The organism is Microbulbifer mixtoriginis (SeqCode) (assembly GCF_052467235.1).
The window spans coordinates 2,737,902-2,755,723 of the sequence record NZ_CP174305.1 but is presented as its reverse complement, the minus strand read 5'-3'; the positions used below and the strand labels follow the sequence as shown (position 1 = coordinate 2,755,723).

The window sequence follows — 17,822 nt, the reverse complement described above, 5'->3', positions numbered from 1 at the left end:
CTTGTCCCGCTCAGTATTGATTGGTGCGAAGCGTAATTAACTGCCCCGCGTTTTGCCCTTCGCATCAGGACTCGAGAAAATTCTTCAACATATCGTGGCCATGCATGGTGAGAATGGACTCTGGATGAAACTGCACGCCCTCTATCGGTAATTCCCGGTGGCGCAGCCCCATAATTTCATCAATCTCGCCGTCAGGCGTCTCCGTCCAGGCGGTAATTTCCAGGCATTCAGGCAAGCTGCCCTTTTCCACCACCAGGGAGTGATAACGGGTGGCCTCGAAAGGGTTGGATAGGCCGTGAAACACTCCCAGGTTGTTGTGCACTATAGGCGATGTTTTACCGTGCATAACCTGGCCGGCACGTACCACGCGACCACCAAAAACCTGGCCGATACTCTGGTGACCAAGGCAAATACCCAAAATGGGGATACGCCCGGCGAAATGACGAATCGCCTCCAGGGAAATGCCTGCCTCATTGGGTGTGCAGGGCCCTGGTGAAATCACAATTTTCGCCGGGGCCAACTGCTCTATGTCCTTAAGGGTAATTTCGTCATTACGCTTGACCACAACCTCAGCGCCCAGCTCCTCAAGGTACTGCACCACATTCCACGTAAAGGAATCGTAGTTATCGATCATCAAAATCATTACTTGGCCCCCATAGCCTGTGCAGTATCGGTAGTTGCTTCCATGCGCTTTTGCAGTCGTGCGAGCGCCGCCTGGGTTGAGCGCAATTCGCGCAGAATTTCGGTTTGACTGGGCGGCAGACACATTTCATCCATTCGACGCAACTTGGCTTCCTCCAGGTTATTGAGCACCACGCCAATAAACAGGTTAATCATGACAAAGGCGCCCATAACCACGAAACTGACAAAGTAGAGCCAGGCCCAGGGCATTGCATCCATAGCGGTATACATAATGTCGGTCCAATCCTCGAAGGTCACTATACGGAACAGACTCAACAGAGCTATCGGCAGGTTGCGCCAATGGGTTGGGTCTATCTCATGAAAGAGAAAGTAGCCCGCCACACCATAGATATAAAAGATAATTCCCATCAAGATTGCGATGTGCATCATGCTCGGCAAGCTGCGCAACAGTGTATCCACCAGAGTACGCAGTTCAGGGAAAGCAGAAACCAGGCGCAACACCCGCAGGATCCGTACCAGGCGCGCGAGTGTTGCCAGGGGCCCTGTGGCGGGAATCAAACTTAAGGCGATGATGGTAAAATCGAAGCAGTTCCAGCCGCTGGCAAAATAACGCCAAGGACGCGATCCGTGCGAAGTTATTTTTATCGCTGCCTCTAAAATAAAAGCAGTCAGCACCAATTGGTTAACAACGCCCAATGCAGTACCAAAACGCTCCATCACCCATATTGAAGTCTCCAGCCCTACCGCCAGTGCATTAACCAGGATCATGCCAATGATCACCTGATTAAACATGGGAGCTTCGACTATCTGTTGACAACGGGCGGCAAGAGATACTTTTTGAGAAATACTAGCTTCGCTCATTTTGTTCGATCTTTACTTCTACTTCTTTACAACTACTCGCCAGAGCCATGCCCGCTGCACGGAACAACGCCCTAGCCTTATTCATGGTCTCATCCCACTCGGATTGGGGATCTGAATCGGCCACCAGGCCGGCACCGGCCTGGATAAATAACTGTCCGTCCTTAATAACTGCGGTGCGAATTGCGATGGCTGTATCCATATTGCCATTCCAGGCCAAGTAACCCACCGCACCACCATAGATACCACGCTTCTCAGGTTCCAATTCATCGATAATTTCCATAGCGCGGATCTTTGGTGCCCCGGATAAAGTGCCGGCCGGCAGCGCCGCGCGCAGGGCATCCATACCGGTGAGTCCCTCCCGCAACTGACCGGTGACATTGGAGGTGATATGCATCACATGGGAGTAGCGTTCCACCACCATCTGCTCAGTGACCCGCACGCTGCCAGTCGCCGCTACACGGCCCACATCATTGCGCCCCAGATCGATCAACATCAGGTGCTCGGCACACTCTTTGGGGTCTGCCAATAGCTCCTGCTCCAGGGCTTTATCTTCCTCCTCGGAAGTACCGCGACGGCGGGTGCCTGCTAGCGGACGCACAGTCATCTCACCCTCTTCCAGGCGTACCAGAATCTCTGGACTGGAGCCCACAACCTGGTGATCCCCTAGGTCGAGGAAATACATATAGGGCGAGGGGTTCAGACTGCGCAGGGCGCGATAAAAATTCAGTGGCGGGGCATCGAAAGGAGCCGACAAGCGCTGAGATGGCACCACCTGCATAACATCACCGGCGAGAACATATTCCTTTACCCTATCAACGGCCTTCTTGAAATTTTTCTCACCAAAGTGGGAGTGAAAAGCACCCTCTTCGATTCCCTTGCCATCCAGGTCCAGAGGCACTGTATCCGGTAAAGGCCGAGCCAACCTTTCCACCAGTTGATCCAGACGCTGCTGGGCCCGCTCATAGGCATCGGCCTGGGAAGGGTCCGCATGCACAATAAAGATAACTGCACCGGCGAGGTTGTCGAACACCACCAGCTCATCACTGACCATCAGCAGGATATCCGGATTACCCAGGCTATCCTGCGGCATACTGTGCGCTAAACGCGGTTCAATATAACGCACACAGTCATAGCCAAAATACCCAACCAAGCCACCATTGAAACGCGGCAAATTGGCAAGTTCCGGTACCCGATAGCGCTGCTGGAACTGCTCAACAAATGCCAGCGGATCGCGCTCGGTATAGCTTTCTATCACCGCCCCGTCACACTCCACCGTAACCTCGTTGCCACGCACCCGAAGCAGAGTTCTGGCGGGCAACCCAATAATGGAGTAGCGCCCCCATTTCTCCCCGCCCTGTACCGACTCCAGTAGGTAACTGTAGCGGCCTTCGGCAAGCTTCAGATAAGTGGACAGGGGGGTTTCAATATCCGCCAGCACACGGCGCACTAGCGGTATACGGTTATAGCCCTCAGACACAAGTTGGGCGTATTCACTAGGGGTCATAGAGACTCCGATCTATTGGGTATTTTTCTTGTTGGCGCCAAAGTATAGGCGGCGCCCACGGGAGAGGTGGCCGAACGGTATTGTTGACCAGTTGGCCTCAGCGGATCAGTGGCGCCATCGCCAACTGCTGGATGTGGGGATAGTGTGATTCACGGAAATTCCCTCTGTGCAGGCGCACAAGTTTACAAATCCCGTATGCGGCGGGCAAGAGGCTGCCCGCCAAGTTTTTCTCAGGACAGGCTTTCGCGCATAGCACCGATCACTTCAGCGTAGTCAGGGGCATTGAAGATTGCAGAGCCTGCAACAAAAGTATCCGCGCCGGCTGCGGCAATCTCCGCAATATTGTCACGGTTGACCCCGCCATCGATCTCAAGGCGAATATCGTAACCAGAAGCGTCGATCAACTGGCGCGCCTCGCGCAGTTTTTCCAGAGTGCCCGGAATAAACTTTTGCCCACCAAAGCCAGGGTTGACTGACATCAACAAAATCATATCCAGCTTGTCCATCACATACTTGGCCGCATCCAGTCCTGTGGCTGGGTTAAAGACCAAACCGGCCTTACAGCCAAGACTGCGGATCAACTGTAGGGAGCGGTCCGGGTGTCGCGAAGCCTCGGGGTGGAAAGTAATATAACTTGCGCCCGCATCGGCAAACATGCGAATCATATCGTCTACCGGCTCCACCATCAGGTGCACATCAATGGGCGCCTCGACACCATGCTTGCGCAACGCCTGGCACACCATTGGGCCGATGGTGAGGTTGGGCACATAGTGGTTGTCCATCACATCGAAGTGCACCCAGTCAGCACCAGCGGCTAACACATTGTCCACCTCTTCACCAAGGCGGGCAAAGTCGGCGGAAAGAATCGAGGGGGCAATCTTGTAATCTGACATCATTATTTCCTTCAGTAACTCAATTTTCCGCGCTCAGGCGGCAATGCAGGTTTTCCAGGCGCTCGGGGGTGCCCACATCACACCAGTCCCCAGGGTATAAGTCCGCCTGTAGTTTGTCCTCATTGAAAGTAAAGACCTCGCCAAGGCCGAAGCATTCACGCACTTTGGGGTAGCGGGTTAACACCTCGGGGCGCAGCCAACTGATACCGGCAAAGGTATAGCGGGGCTTGGCAGTTCCAGACAGTAGGCCATTATCAATTCCGAAGTCTCCCTCGGGGTTATGTGGAGGATTTGGCACCATCAAAAGTCGGCCGGGGCAGCCCTCAGGTAAGGGGCGATTCACCCACTGCGAAAGGTCAAAGTCACACCAAACATCCCCATTAACCACAAAGAATGGGCCCTCTCCCAGCAGCGGCATCGCGTTGAGAATACCCCCAGCGGTCTCAAGGGGTCGGTCTTCTTGCTCCACAGAATACTGGATATCGAGTCCCCAGCGATCACCACTCCCCAGGTAATCACGAATCTTATGGCCCAAATGGCCCAGGTTGATCACTACCCGTTGAACTCCCACAGCCTGTAGTCGCTCAAGCACATGCTCAATGAGCGGCTTGCCCGCCACAGACAACAAAGGCTTGGGGGTTTGGTCAGTAAGGGGGCGCATTCTACGCCCAAAGCCCGCAGCCAAGACCATAGCGGTTGTTGGGGCTATCTCAGTGAGCTGAGTCATTCAATTCATCTATCAGTTTTTATACAGCTTATTAGTGCTATTCACCGGCATAGCGATAATCACTGTACCAAGGCTGCTGCTCTATAAGCGGAAGTAGCTGTTGCTCAAACCACTGCGCAAACGGCTGAAGCTCCTCATAGCGCCCAGCAGTTTCCAGTACATAGCGTATCACCAGCGGCAAATCCCCCAGGTAGTTCTGCTTGCCATCGCGCAATGATAGACGTGGAAAAAGGCCCAGCACTTTAATATGACGCTGGAGCCCCATCCAGTCGAACCAAGTTAAGAACTCTTTAGGCTCGACAGGTTCCAGCACCCCAGCAGCTTCTGCAGTAGCGGCATAGGCTAAAGCCCAGCGCTCGACCCGCTGGCGTGGCCAGCGGATATAGCAGTCTCGCAACAGAGAGACCAAATCGTAGGTAATCGGTCCCCACACGGCATCCTGGAAGTCCACGATTCCAGGGCGCTCACCTCCACGGATCATTAAATTACGGCTGTGGTAGTCTCTGTGCACTAGAGTTTGCGGTTGGCCTGCAGCACTCTCCAGCAACCGCTGAAAGGTCTCTTGCAGCAGGCGGTTTTCCACTTCACTCAGAGAGTAGCCGAGTAACTTGCCTACCAGCCACTCGGGCATAATACGCATCTCTGTCAGCAATAGTTCCCGGTTGTAATCTGGAAACAAATCCTCTGTACGGGGTATCTGCTGGAGACTCAGCAGCTCACTCATTACCTCCGCATAGAGTCCCTCGACACTGTCATTACTCAGCACATCGAATAATTGGGTATCACCCAAGTCTTCCAATAGCAGGTACCCATTGGCTGTATCAGCTGCTATTACCATGGGTGTGTGCACACCATTGCGCCGCAGATAATCGGCAACTGCTACAAATCGGGCCGGGTTAGTACACTCAGGTGGAGAATCAACAGCGATTAACCTCGGCTCGGTAGAAGTGCGGAAATAGCGCCGAAAGCCCGCATCCCCGGCAAGGTTGGCCAAGTCTGCTGGAAATTCAATTTCCAAAGCCTTACCCACCCAAAGAGCCAAAGCCTCTTGTCGCAGGTCATCACTCACAGTACACCCTTCATTTATTGTTCGGCCCATCAATGATTCTTTCTATCGCGGCAGTTTCCCATTAAGCAGCTCGTATTGAAACCCTGCCCCAGGGAGCTTGAAGCGACTATAACACTCTCGCCTCTTACATCCGTACCATCTGTGCGGCTATTAACCACTTCTACATTCAAGTAGAATCGGGCGATAATTTTTTGCGCGCCCCGGCTGGATAGCTGTCGCACGCATCTGCCGATACAAGAAACACCAAAGAATAGCCGGAACCTATCGATTGATGCTTGAAGTCTCCCGGTGGCGTCGCCTCGCTCTAGCAATAGCTCAGAATCCACGAGCCCACTCTCTAGCCCTCGGTTTGTTGGCCGCGCACCCTATATGGACTCATGCGGACCAAACCGCCGTAGATCCTGAATACAACCCCTACCTGTACTTAGACTGGTTACCACGTTCTGAATTGACCCCTGAGGAAAGCGCCAGAGTACCGGCGATTTGCTCCGGAGCCTTTATCGAACCGCCTAGGGATTACCCCGATGCCAACTTGCCCCCTGAAGACGCGCCACTACGTGCCACAGCCGAGCAGTCTCGCATCCTCGATGACGGATCTGCTGAACTAATTGGCAACGTCCATATCACCCAAGGCTATCGCCAATTATTTGCCGATGAAGTGACCCTCAACCGCCAGACCAACACCGCTTTCCTAAGTGGCGCTATCGAACTGCGCGAACCCAATTTACTCGTTCGAGGGGACTCGGCAGAGGTTCACACCGATACCGAAGCGGCCTCCATTGAGGACGCAACATACGTTGTACACGACGAATTTATTCATGGTGACGCCGCCCAAGTCGCACGTCAGACCAGTGGTGAATTGACCCTTACCGATGGCACCTATACACGCTGTGAGCCGGGCCGGGCTTTCTGGCGCCTGAGTGGCGGAGAAATCAATATCGATCAAGTGGAGAGTCAGGGAACCGCAAGGGATGTACGCCTGGAGATACTGGATGTTCCCGTACTCTATTTCCCGTATTTTCGCTTCCCGGTGGGCGATGCGCGCATGTCGGGCTTCCTTTTTCCTTCTCTAAGCAACAGCGATAAGAATGGCTGGGACCTATCTGTTCCGTATTACTGGAACATCGCCCCGGAGATGGATGCGACCATCACTCCACGCTATATCCAGTATCGCGGCACTGGTCTGGAAGTAGAATTCCGCCACCTAAGCCCTGTGTTCAACACCGAAATACGCCTAGCCGACCTTCCCAATGATAAGGGCGGCAATAGTGGTCTCGCCCAGGAATTGATTGACCGGGGCTTCCCTGAGGATCTGGTTCTACCTTACAAAGGGGACGATCGCTGGTTGGTCAACCTGGAACAGCAGGGCGGTTATAGCGGCAGTATCTGGCGTACCGACATCGACTACACCAAGGTGAGCGATCCAGACTATTTTCGCGATTTGAGTACCGCCAACCTTGATATCAACGCGGAAACCCAGGTTAGTCAAAAAGCCCAGGGTAGACTCACTTTTGAAAACTGGGCGATTAGCCTTCGTGCCCAGGATTACCAAGTATTGGAAAATGATCGTTTCGATACTTTTGCCCAGCTGCCTCGGCTAGATGTGGATGGCAATTACCGCTGGGGTGACTGGCAACTAGCCTTACAAAATGAAGCCACTGTATGGCGGCACCAGGACACTCAGACGATTAGGTTTATTAGAGATATTGATGACCCCGACAGTGTCACTGAACGAACAAGAGACTTTATCACCGCAGACCGCTTGCGACTGGACTATGAGCTTTTTTGGGATAAGGAGTGGCTTTGGGGTTACTTTAAGCCGGGGTTGGCAGGCCGCTATCTGGGTTACCAAGTCAGTGATACCTTCCTACCAGAGGGCACCAACGACACCCCCAGCGCCTCTGCTGCGCAGCTCACTCTGGACACCGGCCTCTACTTCGAGCGAGATAGTTTCGCCTTTAATCATGAGTATATCCAGACTCTAGAGCCCCGCTTGTACGGGTTGCTTAGTAGCAATGCCAAACAAGAGGATTTTTTTAATATCACTGGTGCTGATATCAATAACCTAGGCCCCATTGATCCTCAAAGTAACAATCTACTCTACGATACCTCACTGTTCACCTTCAGCTACGACCAGCTATTTCGCCACAGCCGTTTTACCGGCAATGATCGTATTGACGATGCAAGTAGGGTTGCTCTGGGGCTAACCACCCGCTTTATTGAGCCTATTAGTGGCCGTGACTTGCTGTCTGCAAGTGTCGGCCAGGTTTTCTACTCCAGCGATACCCAGATTGGTCTGCGCGAGCTTATCGAAGAAACCCCTCGCTCTGAGCTTGCCGCCAGACTGGAAAGCCGCCCAATTCAATCCCTACGTATTGGCAGTGAGCTGGTCTACGATGACACAGAGCACAATGTCAACCGCGGCAACTTCAGCTTGCGCTACTTTGATGATGAAGCGCGTATTTTTAACCTCAGTTACTACTATAAGCGTGACAATGTCACATTTATCAATAAGGACGGTGTTGAGCAGGTCGGCCCTACGCGCCAGCTGAACAGCTCCACTGTACTGCCTATCAACACGCACACTTCTATAATGGCTGGCGCAGCTTACGATTTGTCATTGAACCGGGAACTGGAATACCTGGCAGGTATCGAATATGACGACTGCTGCTATCGTGCACGCCTTTTATGGCGCCGAACCCTAGACAATGACCTAGCCGGTGTTGTTAGAGCTGAAGACCTCCAATACGATGAAGGTATCTACCTCGAAATACAACTGAAGGGTCTAGCAGGATTTGGCGCAACGGTCACCCAGATGCTTAGCCAAGGAATTGCCAATTTTGACCAGAGAGAAAAGCTGAAACCGTGATGAAAATAATGCAGAAATTTATGCCGAGATTAGGCTTGTCATCCGTTCTGGCTGCTTGCGCCCTGATCGCCGGCACGGTCACAGCGCAAGTACAAACCCTGGACCGGGTAGTCGCCGTTGTTGATGAAGATGTAGTCATGGCCAGTGAACTAGCCCAGCGCATGAACACTATTGCCAGCCAGATTCAAGCACAGCAAGTCCAAGCACCGCCTGTAGATGTTTTGCGCCGCCAGGTACTGGAACAACTGATTATCGAGCGATTACAGCTACAGATGGCCTCCCGTGCGGGCATTACAGTATCTGAGTCCGAGCTCGATCAAGCCATTGCTCGCGTTCAACAAAATGCGAGTGTCAGCCCTGAAGAATTTCGTCAGCGCCTGCGTGCCGATGGCATGACTATGAAGAGCTTTCGCCAGCAGATCCGTCAGGAACTGATGATCCGCCGGGTAGAACAAGGCAGCGTCAACCGCCGAATCCAGATCACCGACCAAGACATCGACAATTTCCTTCGCTCTAAAGAGGGCGAGTTCTGGAAGTCCCCTCAGTATGAGCTGGGACATATCTTGATCCCCATCAGCTCCAGTGCACCTGCCAGCGAAGTTACCCAAGCTCGTGAGAAAGCCGAGGAGCTGGTTCAGCAGGTTCGCGATGGCACAGATTTTCGTCGCCTGGCAATCGCCAATTCAGCTGGACAGAATGCCCTCGCCGGCGGCGACCTGGGTTGGCGCAAAACAGTGGAACTCCCCACCCTATTTGCTGATGCTCTAAGCGGCCTCAAGGTAGGTGATATCTCTGAGCCCTTCCGCAGTGATGCCGGCTTCCACCTGCTCAAGATTCATGCACAAAAAGGTGCCAGCGAGCAACTAGTGGAGCAGACTAAAGTTCGTCATATCCTGCTCAAACCCTCAGCCATCCTCACAGATGATGAAGCCTACAACAAGCTGGTAGCCATGCGAGAAGAGGCGATGGCTAGCGATAACTTTACCGAGCTCGCTCGCGAGAATTCCGAAGATATTGGTTCCATGCTGTCCGGCGGTGATCTCGGCTGGTCTATGCCAGGACAATTTGTGCCTGAATTTACCCAGGCCATGAACACCACCGGCATCGGCGAAATCAGCCTGCCATTTCGCAGCCAATTCGGCTGGCATATCCTGATGGTCGAGGGGCGGCGCAAACAAGATATGACCGATCAATATATTCGCAACCAGGCTGCCAACCTCTTACGCAACCGCCGCTATGAAGAAGAACTGCAAAATTGGCGCAGGGAAATCCGCGACCAGGCTTATGTAGAAATTAAATTAAAAGATGAAAAGCAAGAAGGTCCTGAACAGGAAGCGCAATAAAAGCGCTTTTTAAGACCTCGAAGACCGGGCCAAAGCGCCCGGTTTTTTATTCGTATAAAGTGTGACTCCTCTATGATACCCAGAATCGCGCTGACCCCCGGAGAACCCGCCGGTATTGGCCCAGAGATATGTGTAAAATTGTCTCAGCATGGCAGCCCTGCACAACTGATTACCATTGCAGACCCAAGCCTGCTGGAACGGGCTGCTAAAAAGCTAAAACTTCCCCTTCAGCTTATATCTTTCTCTGAAGAAACCCCGCTGTCGGAAACAGCACCAGGTAGTCTCTATATTTTAGAAAGCCCTTTAAAGCAGCCATCCCTACCTGGAAAGCTAAACACCGCCAACGCCTTCTATGTATTGAGGACATTGGAGATAGCCGCAGATGGGTGCCAAAATGGTCAATTTGATGCGCTAGTGACGGGCCCTGTACATAAAGGGGTAATCAATGAAGCTGGATTTCCCTTCAGTGGCCATACCGAGTTTTTTGCGGAGCGAGCAGGCGTAGCACAAGTCGTCATGATGCTGGCTGCGCAGGAGCTTCGAGTAGCCCTTGTCACCACACATCTTCCACTTAAAGATGTGAGCACAGCAATAACTGGCAAACGTCTGGAGCTCATCACCGAGATTCTACACGGCGGTCTGCGTGATCAGTTCCGTATCCATTCACCTCACATTGGGGTTTGTGGATTGAACCCCCATGCTGGAGAGGGGGGCCACTTGGGCCGGGAAGAAATCGAAGTGATTCAGCCAGCACTGGAAAGGCTGCGTCAACGTGGCCTTCATCTGACCGGGCCACTACCGGCAGACACACTGTTTACCCCACCCCAGTTAGAGCATTTCGATGCAGTACTTGCTATGTATCACGATCAGGGCCTGCCAGTGTTAAAATTTCATGGCTTCGGCAAGGCGGTTAATATCACCCTGGGTTTACCTTATATTCGCACCTCGGTCGATCATGGCACCGCCCTGGACTTGGCGGGCACTGGCAAAGCCAGTTGTGGCAGTCTCGAAGCTGCCCTCACTCAGGCAATAGAACTGGCACAACTTCGGAAACAGCAGGTGATATAACATCCTGTTTGCCTAATACCACTATTTGAATTGCAGATTAATTAATGGACAATTTTTTCCAACATAAGGCACGCAAGCGTTTTGGCCAGAACTTTTTGGTCGACGGGAATATCATCGAGCGTATAGTTCGTTCAATAGCCCCTAAAGAAACCGATAAATTGGTCGAAATAGGCCCTGGCCAAGGGGCTATTACCGAATTGCTAATACAACGTTGTCCCTCACTCACAGCCGTGGAACTGGACCGGGACCTGATTCCTCTGTTGGAATTTAAATTCAGGGACTACCCTGATTTCAAGATTATTGAGCGAGACGCATTGAAATTCGATTTTGGAGAATTTGCCAGTGAGAACCCTCTGCGTATTGTTGGCAATCTCCCCTACAATATTTCCACGCCTCTTTTATTTCATTTGCTCAGCTTCAAAAGCAAAGTGCAGGACATGCACTTTATGCTGCAAAAGGAGGTAGTCGATCGCCTCGGAGCCAGCCCTGGCACCAAGTCCTATGGCCGTCTCACAGTAATGGTACAGTATTACTGCCGTGTTCAAGGGCTATTTCCAGTACCACCTCAGTCCTTCAGGCCAGCCCCTAAAGTGGAGTCTGCTATTGTCCGTCTAATACCCCATAGCAAGATCCCCTACATTGCCGAAGATGAAAAACTATTGGAAAGAATCGTCAATGTCGCTTTTCAGCAACGCCGTAAAACACTGCGCAATGCACTAAAGCCCCTGTTCCCAGATCTCGATCCAGATCAACTGCCAGTGGATGCCAGCCGTCGCCCAGAAACTCTGAGTGTGCAAGAGTTTGTACAGCTATCAAATTACTGCACAAAACTTGGACAACACTGAGCAAGTTAAGCCTCGGGAGATAAGAGTTTGGCTACCTATGCTATTGGCGACATTCAGGGTTGTTTCGAATCTTTAAAGCGCCTATTAAAGAAAATCCATTTTAGTTTTGACAGTGACAAACTATGGATCGCCGGAGATTTAGTGCACCGTGGCGAAGACAGTCTGGGTACTTTACGCTTTCTTTATGAACACCGTTATCAAGTTACCGCTGTTCTCGGCAATCACGATCTGCATCTCTTGGCCTTGGCACATGGGGCCAAGCATCTTGCAGAGAAAGAGCAAGATCTCGCAAAGATTCTAAGGGCAAAAGATTCAGATCGTCTGTTAAGCTGGCTACAGACCCTTCCCTTAATGGTACATAAAAAGGGATACACTATGGTCCACGCCGGTATCCCCCCTATCTGGAGTATTACCAAAGCCCAAAAGCTATCTCGTGAGGTAGAGCATGCTCTCTCGAATGAAGCCATGGCAAAGGCTTTTTTTTACGGCATGTATGGTAATGAACCCCACTGCTGGGATGATCACCTAATCGGAATTGAGCGGCTTCGTTCAATTACCAATTATTTCACGCGCATGCGCCTCTGCAAGGAGGATGGCACCCTCGACCTTGTTACCAAGCGTGGGCCTCAGGCATCCCATGGTGATTACAAGCCCTGGTTTAGTTTTTCTAATAGAAAGACCAAAAATGACAAAATAATTTTTGGCCACTGGGCCGCCCTTGAAGGAAGAGCCGATACCGAAAATATCTATGCTTTGGATACCGGCTGTGTATGGGGGGGATATCTAACAGCTATGCGCCTGGGAGACGAAGAGTTTTTTTGTACAGACTGCAGCCTCTGAGCCTCCACAAAACTATAAAAAATCTCAGAGGTCAATGGAGGCTACTAGAAATTTAGTTTTGTCCTTAGAGCTGTATACCTGACTTGAGGGTTTATACGCTCAACAATATCACCCCGGAGACAGCTACTAAAGGAGCTAAAATAACTCGCCCCCACTTATAAAGTGAAAGTAAAGAGAACCCCGTTATAACAAGCATATAAATCAAAAAATGTGCCGCTGACTCCAGCCCATTTATAAAGACAACTGCCATAATCCCAGGCATGGATATTAGGATACCTTTGAAGTATTCCTGAATAACAATTTCACCCTTTCCACAAGATTTCATCATCATCCAAAAATTGACTTCAGCCTCATCCTCCAAGATGGAATTTATTGCGTAGGTAAAAATTATTGAAGAGCCAACTACCAATAAAATACGCAAGGCAATCAAAATCTCATTAGCCGCAAACATATAACAGTAAATAGTAATTGCAAACGCGATTAGCAATCTGATGACTATACGCGATTTTTTTAATAAAACTGCCCTTGATTGTGAAAATAGGATTTGTCTATATTTGAGCCCTATTAAAGACAAAAAAGAAAGCAATTGGATGCTACAGAATAAGAAAAACCAAGTCAGGTACCCTAAGATACTAAATGGCTCCCCCAAGTACACCAACACTAAGAGCGGAAGCAACCATAACGCCCAAAAAAGTGGATTGTATTTAAGCTGAACTATACATAGAGATTTAATCAGATCTAGAGGGTGAAAGCAGCTCAAATACCATTTTAACTCCGCAGGTTCAGGAGACAACAGAATTCCACAAACCGCAAAAACAATATGCGCCACTAGAAGAATAGAAAGAGAAGTCCTTATATCTCCATCTTCTCCTGTCAAGAGCAAGCTTACAGGAAGATGAATCATCATCAATACAGGGGTTATTATTGAGGCCAGCCCAATTAAAATCCATTGATTTACCTCAACCCAAACTCTCAGCCTAAAGGCAACCCCTGCAAACAACAAGTTATTCAAAGGCAGGCTCACAACATTACCTCCGTTTCTTTTTCTGAAAAAGAAACGGAATTATGACTCGCGTAAATAAGCATTCCAGAATAACTTGATCAGTACTCGATCAAAGCTCTGCTAGAGTTCTCATCCAACGCATTGAAAGGCTCATCCAATAAAAGAACTCCATTTTCTTTAAATAAGGCACAAACTATAGCCACTTTTCTTCGCTGCCCTTCCGATAAGTCGGAAACTTTTGCACAAGAATGAATATCGCACAAAAACTCTTCTTTAAATTCTTTTAAATGGTCAGTTTTTTGTATATGGCAAACAGATAGGACCTCCCCAACAGATAAATAACCTGGAAGGGTGATCGCATCAGAAAACACTCCACACCTTCCTCTTCGGTTTGACCTTTTTATTTCCCCAAGTAAATTAATAGTACCTGAGGATATAGGAATTAGACCTGATATCCCAAGCAAAAGACTTGTCTTTCCCGAGCCATTCTTTCCCAATATTTTTATTATTCTGGCAGAGGCAGAGAAGGACAGATTTTCAATAACACGGTTTATTCCTCGATGAACATATAGAGCATCAACAACCAATTGATTCAAAACTTCTTCACTCCATAAAGAATAAGCTATCCTAAATAACAAAGAGTAGTGGCTCCTTGTGGAGTTAATAGTTCCAAAGTTCTTAGAGAATTGGCAGTAAGTAGTGGACTCCCTCCCACTACACAGCATTACAATCAGAGAAGATAGTTACTTAAGCTTCGTAACCATTTGGGTTTTGAGACTGCCAACGCCAGGTATCCTCTACCATCCGTTCCAGGCCATGCTCAGCCTTCCAGCCAAGCTCACTCTCCGCCAGAGTTGGATCTGCATAACATTCAGCAATATCTCCCGCTCGACGGGGTACAATTTTATAGGGTATAGACTTGCCACTAGCCGCCTCAAAAGCCCTTACTACCTCTAATACTGAGTTTCCCTTGCCTGTACCAAGATTATGGGTATAGCAACCTACGGGGGTTGAGGGTTTACTCAACATATTTAAAGCTGCAAGATGACCTCGAGCCAAGTCCACCACGTGGATATAATCTCTGACACCAGTACCATCTACCGTAGCGTAGCCATCCCCAAAAACCTGTAGGAATGGGCGCCGACCAACAGCAACCTGGGCAACATAAGGCAGTAAATTATTAGGTATACCACGAGGATCTTCACCAATTAAACCACTCTTATGTGCACCAATTGGATTAAAATACCTTAAAAGACTTACCTTCCAACCGTTACCTGGCGCTGAGCAAATATCCCTCATTATATTCTCTACCATCAGCTTACTAGCACCATATGGGTTTGTAGCGCCAGTGGGAAAGCTTTCATGTATAGGTACCGTTTCTGGATCTCCATAGACCGTAGCTGAGGAACTGAAGATAATTTGTTTAGTATCAAACTCCTCCATCACCTCCATAAGTGCCAAGGTACCAGCCACATTATTTTGGTAATAGCGCAAAGGTTGAGCCACGGATTCACCCACTGCTTTAAGGCCTGCAAAATGAATTACTGCCTTTATCTTGTGATCAGTAAATACTTGGCGAAGCCTAGGCTTATCAGCAATATCCAGATCAAAAAAAGGTATATCCTCACCTGTGATCAGATTTACCCTGTTTAAGGCCTCACGACTGCTATTGGAGAGGTTATCCACCACTACTGGCTGTAATCCAGCCAAAAGCATCTCAACACAGGTGTGACTACCAATATAACCGGCGCCGCCAGTCACTAAAATCGCCATTTCAGTTCCTTATTAACCCACTTACTTCTTCTGGGTCGTAAGTAAAGACCAAAACTGCCATTAAATTCAACCTCTCTGAATAACAATCCAGTGCCGTAGTGAACCAAAAAGCTATGCTGGAAAAGCCGGAACCGTTTCATCGAATCCGGGGAAGGACAAGGTTAGCAACGGCGATAATGAATAGCGCTTTATGCCGGGCAACACTCAAACAAGGTAATGACTGGATAACCGCCAATCAAACACTTTGCGGGAGCCACAGTAAATACAGTCTTCGAAACAACTAGTCAGTGCTCTGATTCAAAATGATAAGCAGGACGCTGGACTCTGCCCACCAGGCTACAGGGAGGTAAATTCCATGACAATTTTTAATCACTACCTGGAACGATACGAGTCAATCCAGGATGAAGAGCTCAGTATTCAAGAATACCTGGAACTCTGTAAGACAGACCGCAGTGCCTATGCGTCACCCGCTGAGAGAATGCTGATGGCCATTGGAGAGGCAGAGCTGATAGACACCTCTCGCGATCCTCGCTTATCACGTATTTTCTGCAATAAGGTTATCAAGCGCTATAAGGCTTTCGGCGAATTCTATGGTATGGAGGAGGCAATTGAGCAAATCGTCTCCTTCTTCCGACATGCCGCTCAAGGGCTGGAAGAGAAAAAACAAATACTCTATTTATTAGGGCCTGTAGGAGGCGGTAAATCCTCACTGGCAGAACGTCTTAAAGCACTCATGGAGCAAGTGCCCATTTACGCAATAAAAGGGTCTCCGGTTTTTGAATCCCCTTTGAGTTTGTTCTCTCCCAATGAAGATGGGCGCATCCTTGAAGAAGACTACGGTATTGCTAGACGCTATGTAAATACTATCATGTCCCCCTGGGCTGTTAAGCGCCTTCATGAATTCAAAGGTGATATCAGTAAGTTTCGGGTAGTTAAGATCCGCCCATCGATTCTTGATCAGGTTGCCATCTCCAAAACTGAACCTGGCGACGAAAACAATCAGGACATCTCCTCCCTGGTTGGCAAAATTGATATCAGAAAACTAGAGGATTTTCCTCAGAATGATCCAGATGCCTACAGCTTTTCAGGCAGTCTCTGTCGTGCCAACCAAGGGCTGATGGAATTTGTTGAGATGTTTAAGGCTCCGATCAAGGTGCTTCACCCTCTCCTTACCGCAACCCAAGAGGGCAACTACAATAGCACCGAAGGACTCGGGTCTATACCATTTAATGGGACTATTCTGGCACATTCAAATGAGTCTGAGTGGCAATCCTTCCGGAATAATCGCAACAACGAGGCCTTCCTTGACAGAATTTATATTGTCAAAGTGCCCTATTGTGTTCGGGTTCAGGAAGAGATTCGAATCTATCAGAAGCTACTGGAAAATAGCTCCCTTTCAAAAGCTCCATGTGCGCCTGACACCTTACGTATGTTGGCTCAATTTTCGGTGCTCTCACGGATTAAAAACCCGGAAAATTCAAGCCTCTACTCGAAAATGCGCATTTATGATGGAGAAAATCTGAAAGACACAGACCCCAAAGCCAAAACTATACAAGAGTATCGAGATAATGCCGGCGTCGATGAAGGAATGAATGGGCTGTCCACTCGCTTTGCCTTCAAAATACTCTCCAAAGTTTTTAATTTTGATGCTACAGAAGTAGCAGCCAATCCTGTGCATTTACTCTATGTCCTGGAACAACAAATAGAACAAGAACAGTTCCCTCCAGAAATACAAGAAAACTATCTTGGATTCATCAAGGAATATCTCGCTCCAAGATATGTAGAATTTATTGGCAAGGAAATTCAAACCGCATATCTCGAGTCGTATGCCGAGTATGGACAAAATTTATTTGATAGATACGTCACTTATGCGGACTTCTGGATTCAGGATCAGGAATATCGAGATCCAGAGACTGGGGAAATCCTAGACCGTGGCGCACTAAATGAAGAATTAGAGAAAACAGAAAAACCTGCTGGTATCTCTAATCCAAAAGACTTCCGCAATGAAATTGTCAACTTTGTTTTACGTGCTCGCGCCAACAATCAGGGGAAAAATCCAGATTGGCGATCCTATGAGAAATTGCGCGCTGTTATTGAGAAAAAGATGTTCTCAAACACCGAGGATCTCCTGCCAGTTATTTCCTTTAATACCAAAGCTTCTGCGGATGACAAGCGCAAGCATGCAGACTTTGTTGCCCGCATGGTAGAACGCGGCTATACAGAAAAACAGGTTCGTCTGTTATCAGAATGGTATCTCCGAGTACGTAAATCTCAGTAGCTGGATTAATTGCAATGACGGATAGAAACTTTCAAGTATCTATTCCTATTTTCCTAGAGCTGAAAAATTTCGTCTATTAGGCCCCCCATAGGGCCTAATAGACGACA

Annotated in this window: 15 protein-coding genes; 6 read left to right on the top strand and 9 right to left on the bottom strand. The window is 49.3% G+C overall.

All coding sequences use genetic code 11. The annotated features are described in order from the left end of the window. Positions 1-64: 64 nt before the first annotated feature. The 6 genes from ACJJIO_RS12075 to ACJJIO_RS12050 all read right to left on the bottom strand — a co-directional run bounded on the left by ACJJIO_RS12075 (position 65) and on the right by ACJJIO_RS12050 (position 5,726). The gene (locus tag ACJJIO_RS12075) at positions 65-643 is read right to left on the bottom strand and encodes an anthranilate synthase component II (RefSeq protein ID WP_444908618.1); all 579 of its coding nucleotides are present in this window, start codon (positions 641-643) and stop codon (positions 65-67) included. Then, positions 643-1,503, bottom strand: coding sequence for an ion transporter (locus tag ACJJIO_RS12070; RefSeq protein WP_444883646.1), 861 nt, complete (start codon positions 1,501-1,503; stop codon positions 643-645). The genes ACJJIO_RS12075 and ACJJIO_RS12070 overlap by 1 nt, the downstream gene beginning before the upstream one ends. Next, positions 1,490-3,007, bottom strand: coding sequence for an anthranilate synthase component I (gene trpE, locus ACJJIO_RS12065; protein WP_444883645.1), 1,518 nt, complete (start codon positions 3,005-3,007; stop codon positions 1,490-1,492). The genes ACJJIO_RS12070 and trpE overlap by 14 nt, the downstream gene beginning before the upstream one ends. A 230-nt stretch (positions 3,008-3,237) precedes the next feature. Beyond that, positions 3,238-3,900, bottom strand: a complete 663-nt coding sequence (gene rpe / locus ACJJIO_RS12060; RefSeq protein ID WP_252084363.1) for a ribulose-phosphate 3-epimerase — start codon at positions 3,898-3,900, stop codon at positions 3,238-3,240. A 19-nt stretch (positions 3,901-3,919) separates the two neighbouring features. Then, positions 3,920-4,627, bottom strand: a complete 708-nt coding sequence (locus tag ACJJIO_RS12055; RefSeq protein WP_444883644.1) for a nucleotidyltransferase family protein — start codon at positions 4,625-4,627, stop codon at positions 3,920-3,922. Between the two features lie 37 nt (positions 4,628-4,664). Then, positions 4,665-5,726 (bottom strand): aminoglycoside phosphotransferase family protein, encoded by a 1,062-nt coding sequence (locus ACJJIO_RS12050; RefSeq protein WP_444908617.1) that lies wholly within the window; start codon positions 5,724-5,726, stop codon positions 4,665-4,667. Between the two features lie 241 nt (positions 5,727-5,967). On the opposite strand from ACJJIO_RS12050, the gene ACJJIO_RS12045 reads away from it, so the two are divergent. The 5 genes from ACJJIO_RS12045 to ACJJIO_RS12025 all read left to right on the top strand — a co-directional run bounded on the left by ACJJIO_RS12045 (position 5,968) and on the right by ACJJIO_RS12025 (position 12,661). Beyond that, on the top strand, positions 5,968-8,565 hold the full coding sequence (locus ACJJIO_RS12045; RefSeq protein WP_444908616.1) for an LPS-assembly protein LptD: 2,598 nt from the start codon (positions 5,968-5,970) through the stop codon (positions 8,563-8,565). A gap of 20 nt (positions 8,566-8,585) precedes the next feature. Beyond that, the gene (locus tag ACJJIO_RS12040) at positions 8,586-9,908 is read left to right on the top strand and encodes a peptidylprolyl isomerase (protein WP_444908615.1); all 1,323 of its coding nucleotides are present in this window, start codon (positions 8,586-8,588) and stop codon (positions 9,906-9,908) included. A 72-nt stretch (positions 9,909-9,980) separates the two neighbouring features. After that, the gene (gene pdxA, locus ACJJIO_RS12035; RefSeq protein ID WP_444908614.1) at positions 9,981-10,976 is read left to right on the top strand and encodes a 4-hydroxythreonine-4-phosphate dehydrogenase PdxA; all 996 of its coding nucleotides are present in this window, start codon (positions 9,981-9,983) and stop codon (positions 10,974-10,976) included. A gap of 44 nt (positions 10,977-11,020) precedes the next feature. Next, positions 11,021-11,821 carry a 16S rRNA (adenine(1518)-N(6)/adenine(1519)-N(6))-dimethyltransferase RsmA gene (gene rsmA, locus ACJJIO_RS12030; RefSeq protein ID WP_444908613.1) on the top strand — a complete coding sequence of 267 codons (801 nt, stop codon included), beginning with the start codon at positions 11,021-11,023 and terminating at the stop codon, positions 11,819-11,821. A gap of 27 nt (positions 11,822-11,848) precedes the next feature. Beyond that, positions 11,849-12,661, top strand: a complete 813-nt coding sequence (locus tag ACJJIO_RS12025; RefSeq protein ID WP_444883638.1) for a symmetrical bis(5'-nucleosyl)-tetraphosphatase — start codon at positions 11,849-11,851, stop codon at positions 12,659-12,661. Between the two features lie 91 nt (positions 12,662-12,752). Here ACJJIO_RS12025 and ACJJIO_RS12020 read toward each other — a convergent pair whose 3' ends face one another. The 3 genes from ACJJIO_RS12020 to galE form a co-directional block, all read right to left on the bottom strand. Next, positions 12,753-13,685 carry a hypothetical protein gene (locus ACJJIO_RS12020; RefSeq protein ID WP_444908612.1) on the bottom strand — a complete coding sequence of 311 codons (933 nt, stop codon included), beginning with the start codon at positions 13,683-13,685 and terminating at the stop codon, positions 12,753-12,755. A 77-nt stretch (positions 13,686-13,762) separates the two neighbouring features. Beyond that, on the bottom strand, positions 13,763-14,260 hold the full coding sequence (locus tag ACJJIO_RS12015) for an ABC transporter ATP-binding protein (RefSeq protein ID WP_444908611.1): 498 nt from the start codon (positions 14,258-14,260) through the stop codon (positions 13,763-13,765). A gap of 151 nt (positions 14,261-14,411) precedes the next feature. Beyond that, positions 14,412-15,437, bottom strand: coding sequence for a UDP-glucose 4-epimerase GalE (galE, locus tag ACJJIO_RS12010; RefSeq protein WP_444908610.1), 1,026 nt, complete (start codon positions 15,435-15,437; stop codon positions 14,412-14,414). 355 nt (positions 15,438-15,792) lie between these two features. On the opposite strand from galE, the gene ACJJIO_RS12005 reads away from it, so the two are divergent. After that, on the top strand, positions 15,793-17,715 hold the full coding sequence (locus tag ACJJIO_RS12005) for a PrkA family serine protein kinase (protein ID WP_252084352.1): 1,923 nt from the start codon (positions 15,793-15,795) through the stop codon (positions 17,713-17,715). Positions 17,716-17,822 lie beyond the last annotated feature (107 nt).

Coding starts and splice junctions, on each gene's coding strand:
- ACJJIO_RS12075 (WP_444908618.1), bottom strand. CDS start 643: ATGATTTTGATGATCGATAACTACGATTCCTTTACGTGGAATGTGGTG.
- ACJJIO_RS12070 (WP_444883646.1), bottom strand. CDS start 1,503: ATGAGCGAAGCTAGTATTTCTCAAAAAGTATCTCTTGCCGCCCGTTGT.
- trpE (WP_444883645.1), bottom strand. CDS start 3,007: ATGACCCCTAGTGAATACGCCCAACTTGTGTCTGAGGGCTATAACCGT.
- rpe (WP_252084363.1), bottom strand. CDS start 3,900: ATGTCAGATTACAAGATTGCCCCCTCGATTCTTTCCGCCGACTTTGCC.
- ACJJIO_RS12055 (WP_444883644.1), bottom strand. CDS start 4,627: ATGACTCAGCTCACTGAGATAGCCCCAACAACCGCTATGGTCTTGGCT.
- ACJJIO_RS12050 (WP_444908617.1), bottom strand. CDS start 5,726: ATGGGCCGAACAATAAATGAAGGGTGTACTGTGAGTGATGACCTGCGA.
- ACJJIO_RS12045 (WP_444908616.1), top strand. CDS start 5,968: ATGCTTGAAGTCTCCCGGTGGCGTCGCCTCGCTCTAGCAATAGCTCAG.
- ACJJIO_RS12040 (WP_444908615.1), top strand. CDS start 8,586: ATGCCGAGATTAGGCTTGTCATCCGTTCTGGCTGCTTGCGCCCTGATC.
- pdxA (WP_444908614.1), top strand. CDS start 9,981: ATGATACCCAGAATCGCGCTGACCCCCGGAGAACCCGCCGGTATTGGC.
- rsmA (WP_444908613.1), top strand. CDS start 11,021: ATGGACAATTTTTTCCAACATAAGGCACGCAAGCGTTTTGGCCAGAAC.
- galE (WP_444908610.1), bottom strand. CDS start 15,437: ATGGCGATTTTAGTGACTGGCGGCGCCGGTTATATTGGTAGTCACACC.
- ACJJIO_RS12005 (WP_252084352.1), top strand. CDS start 15,793: ATGACAATTTTTAATCACTACCTGGAACGATACGAGTCAATCCAGGAT.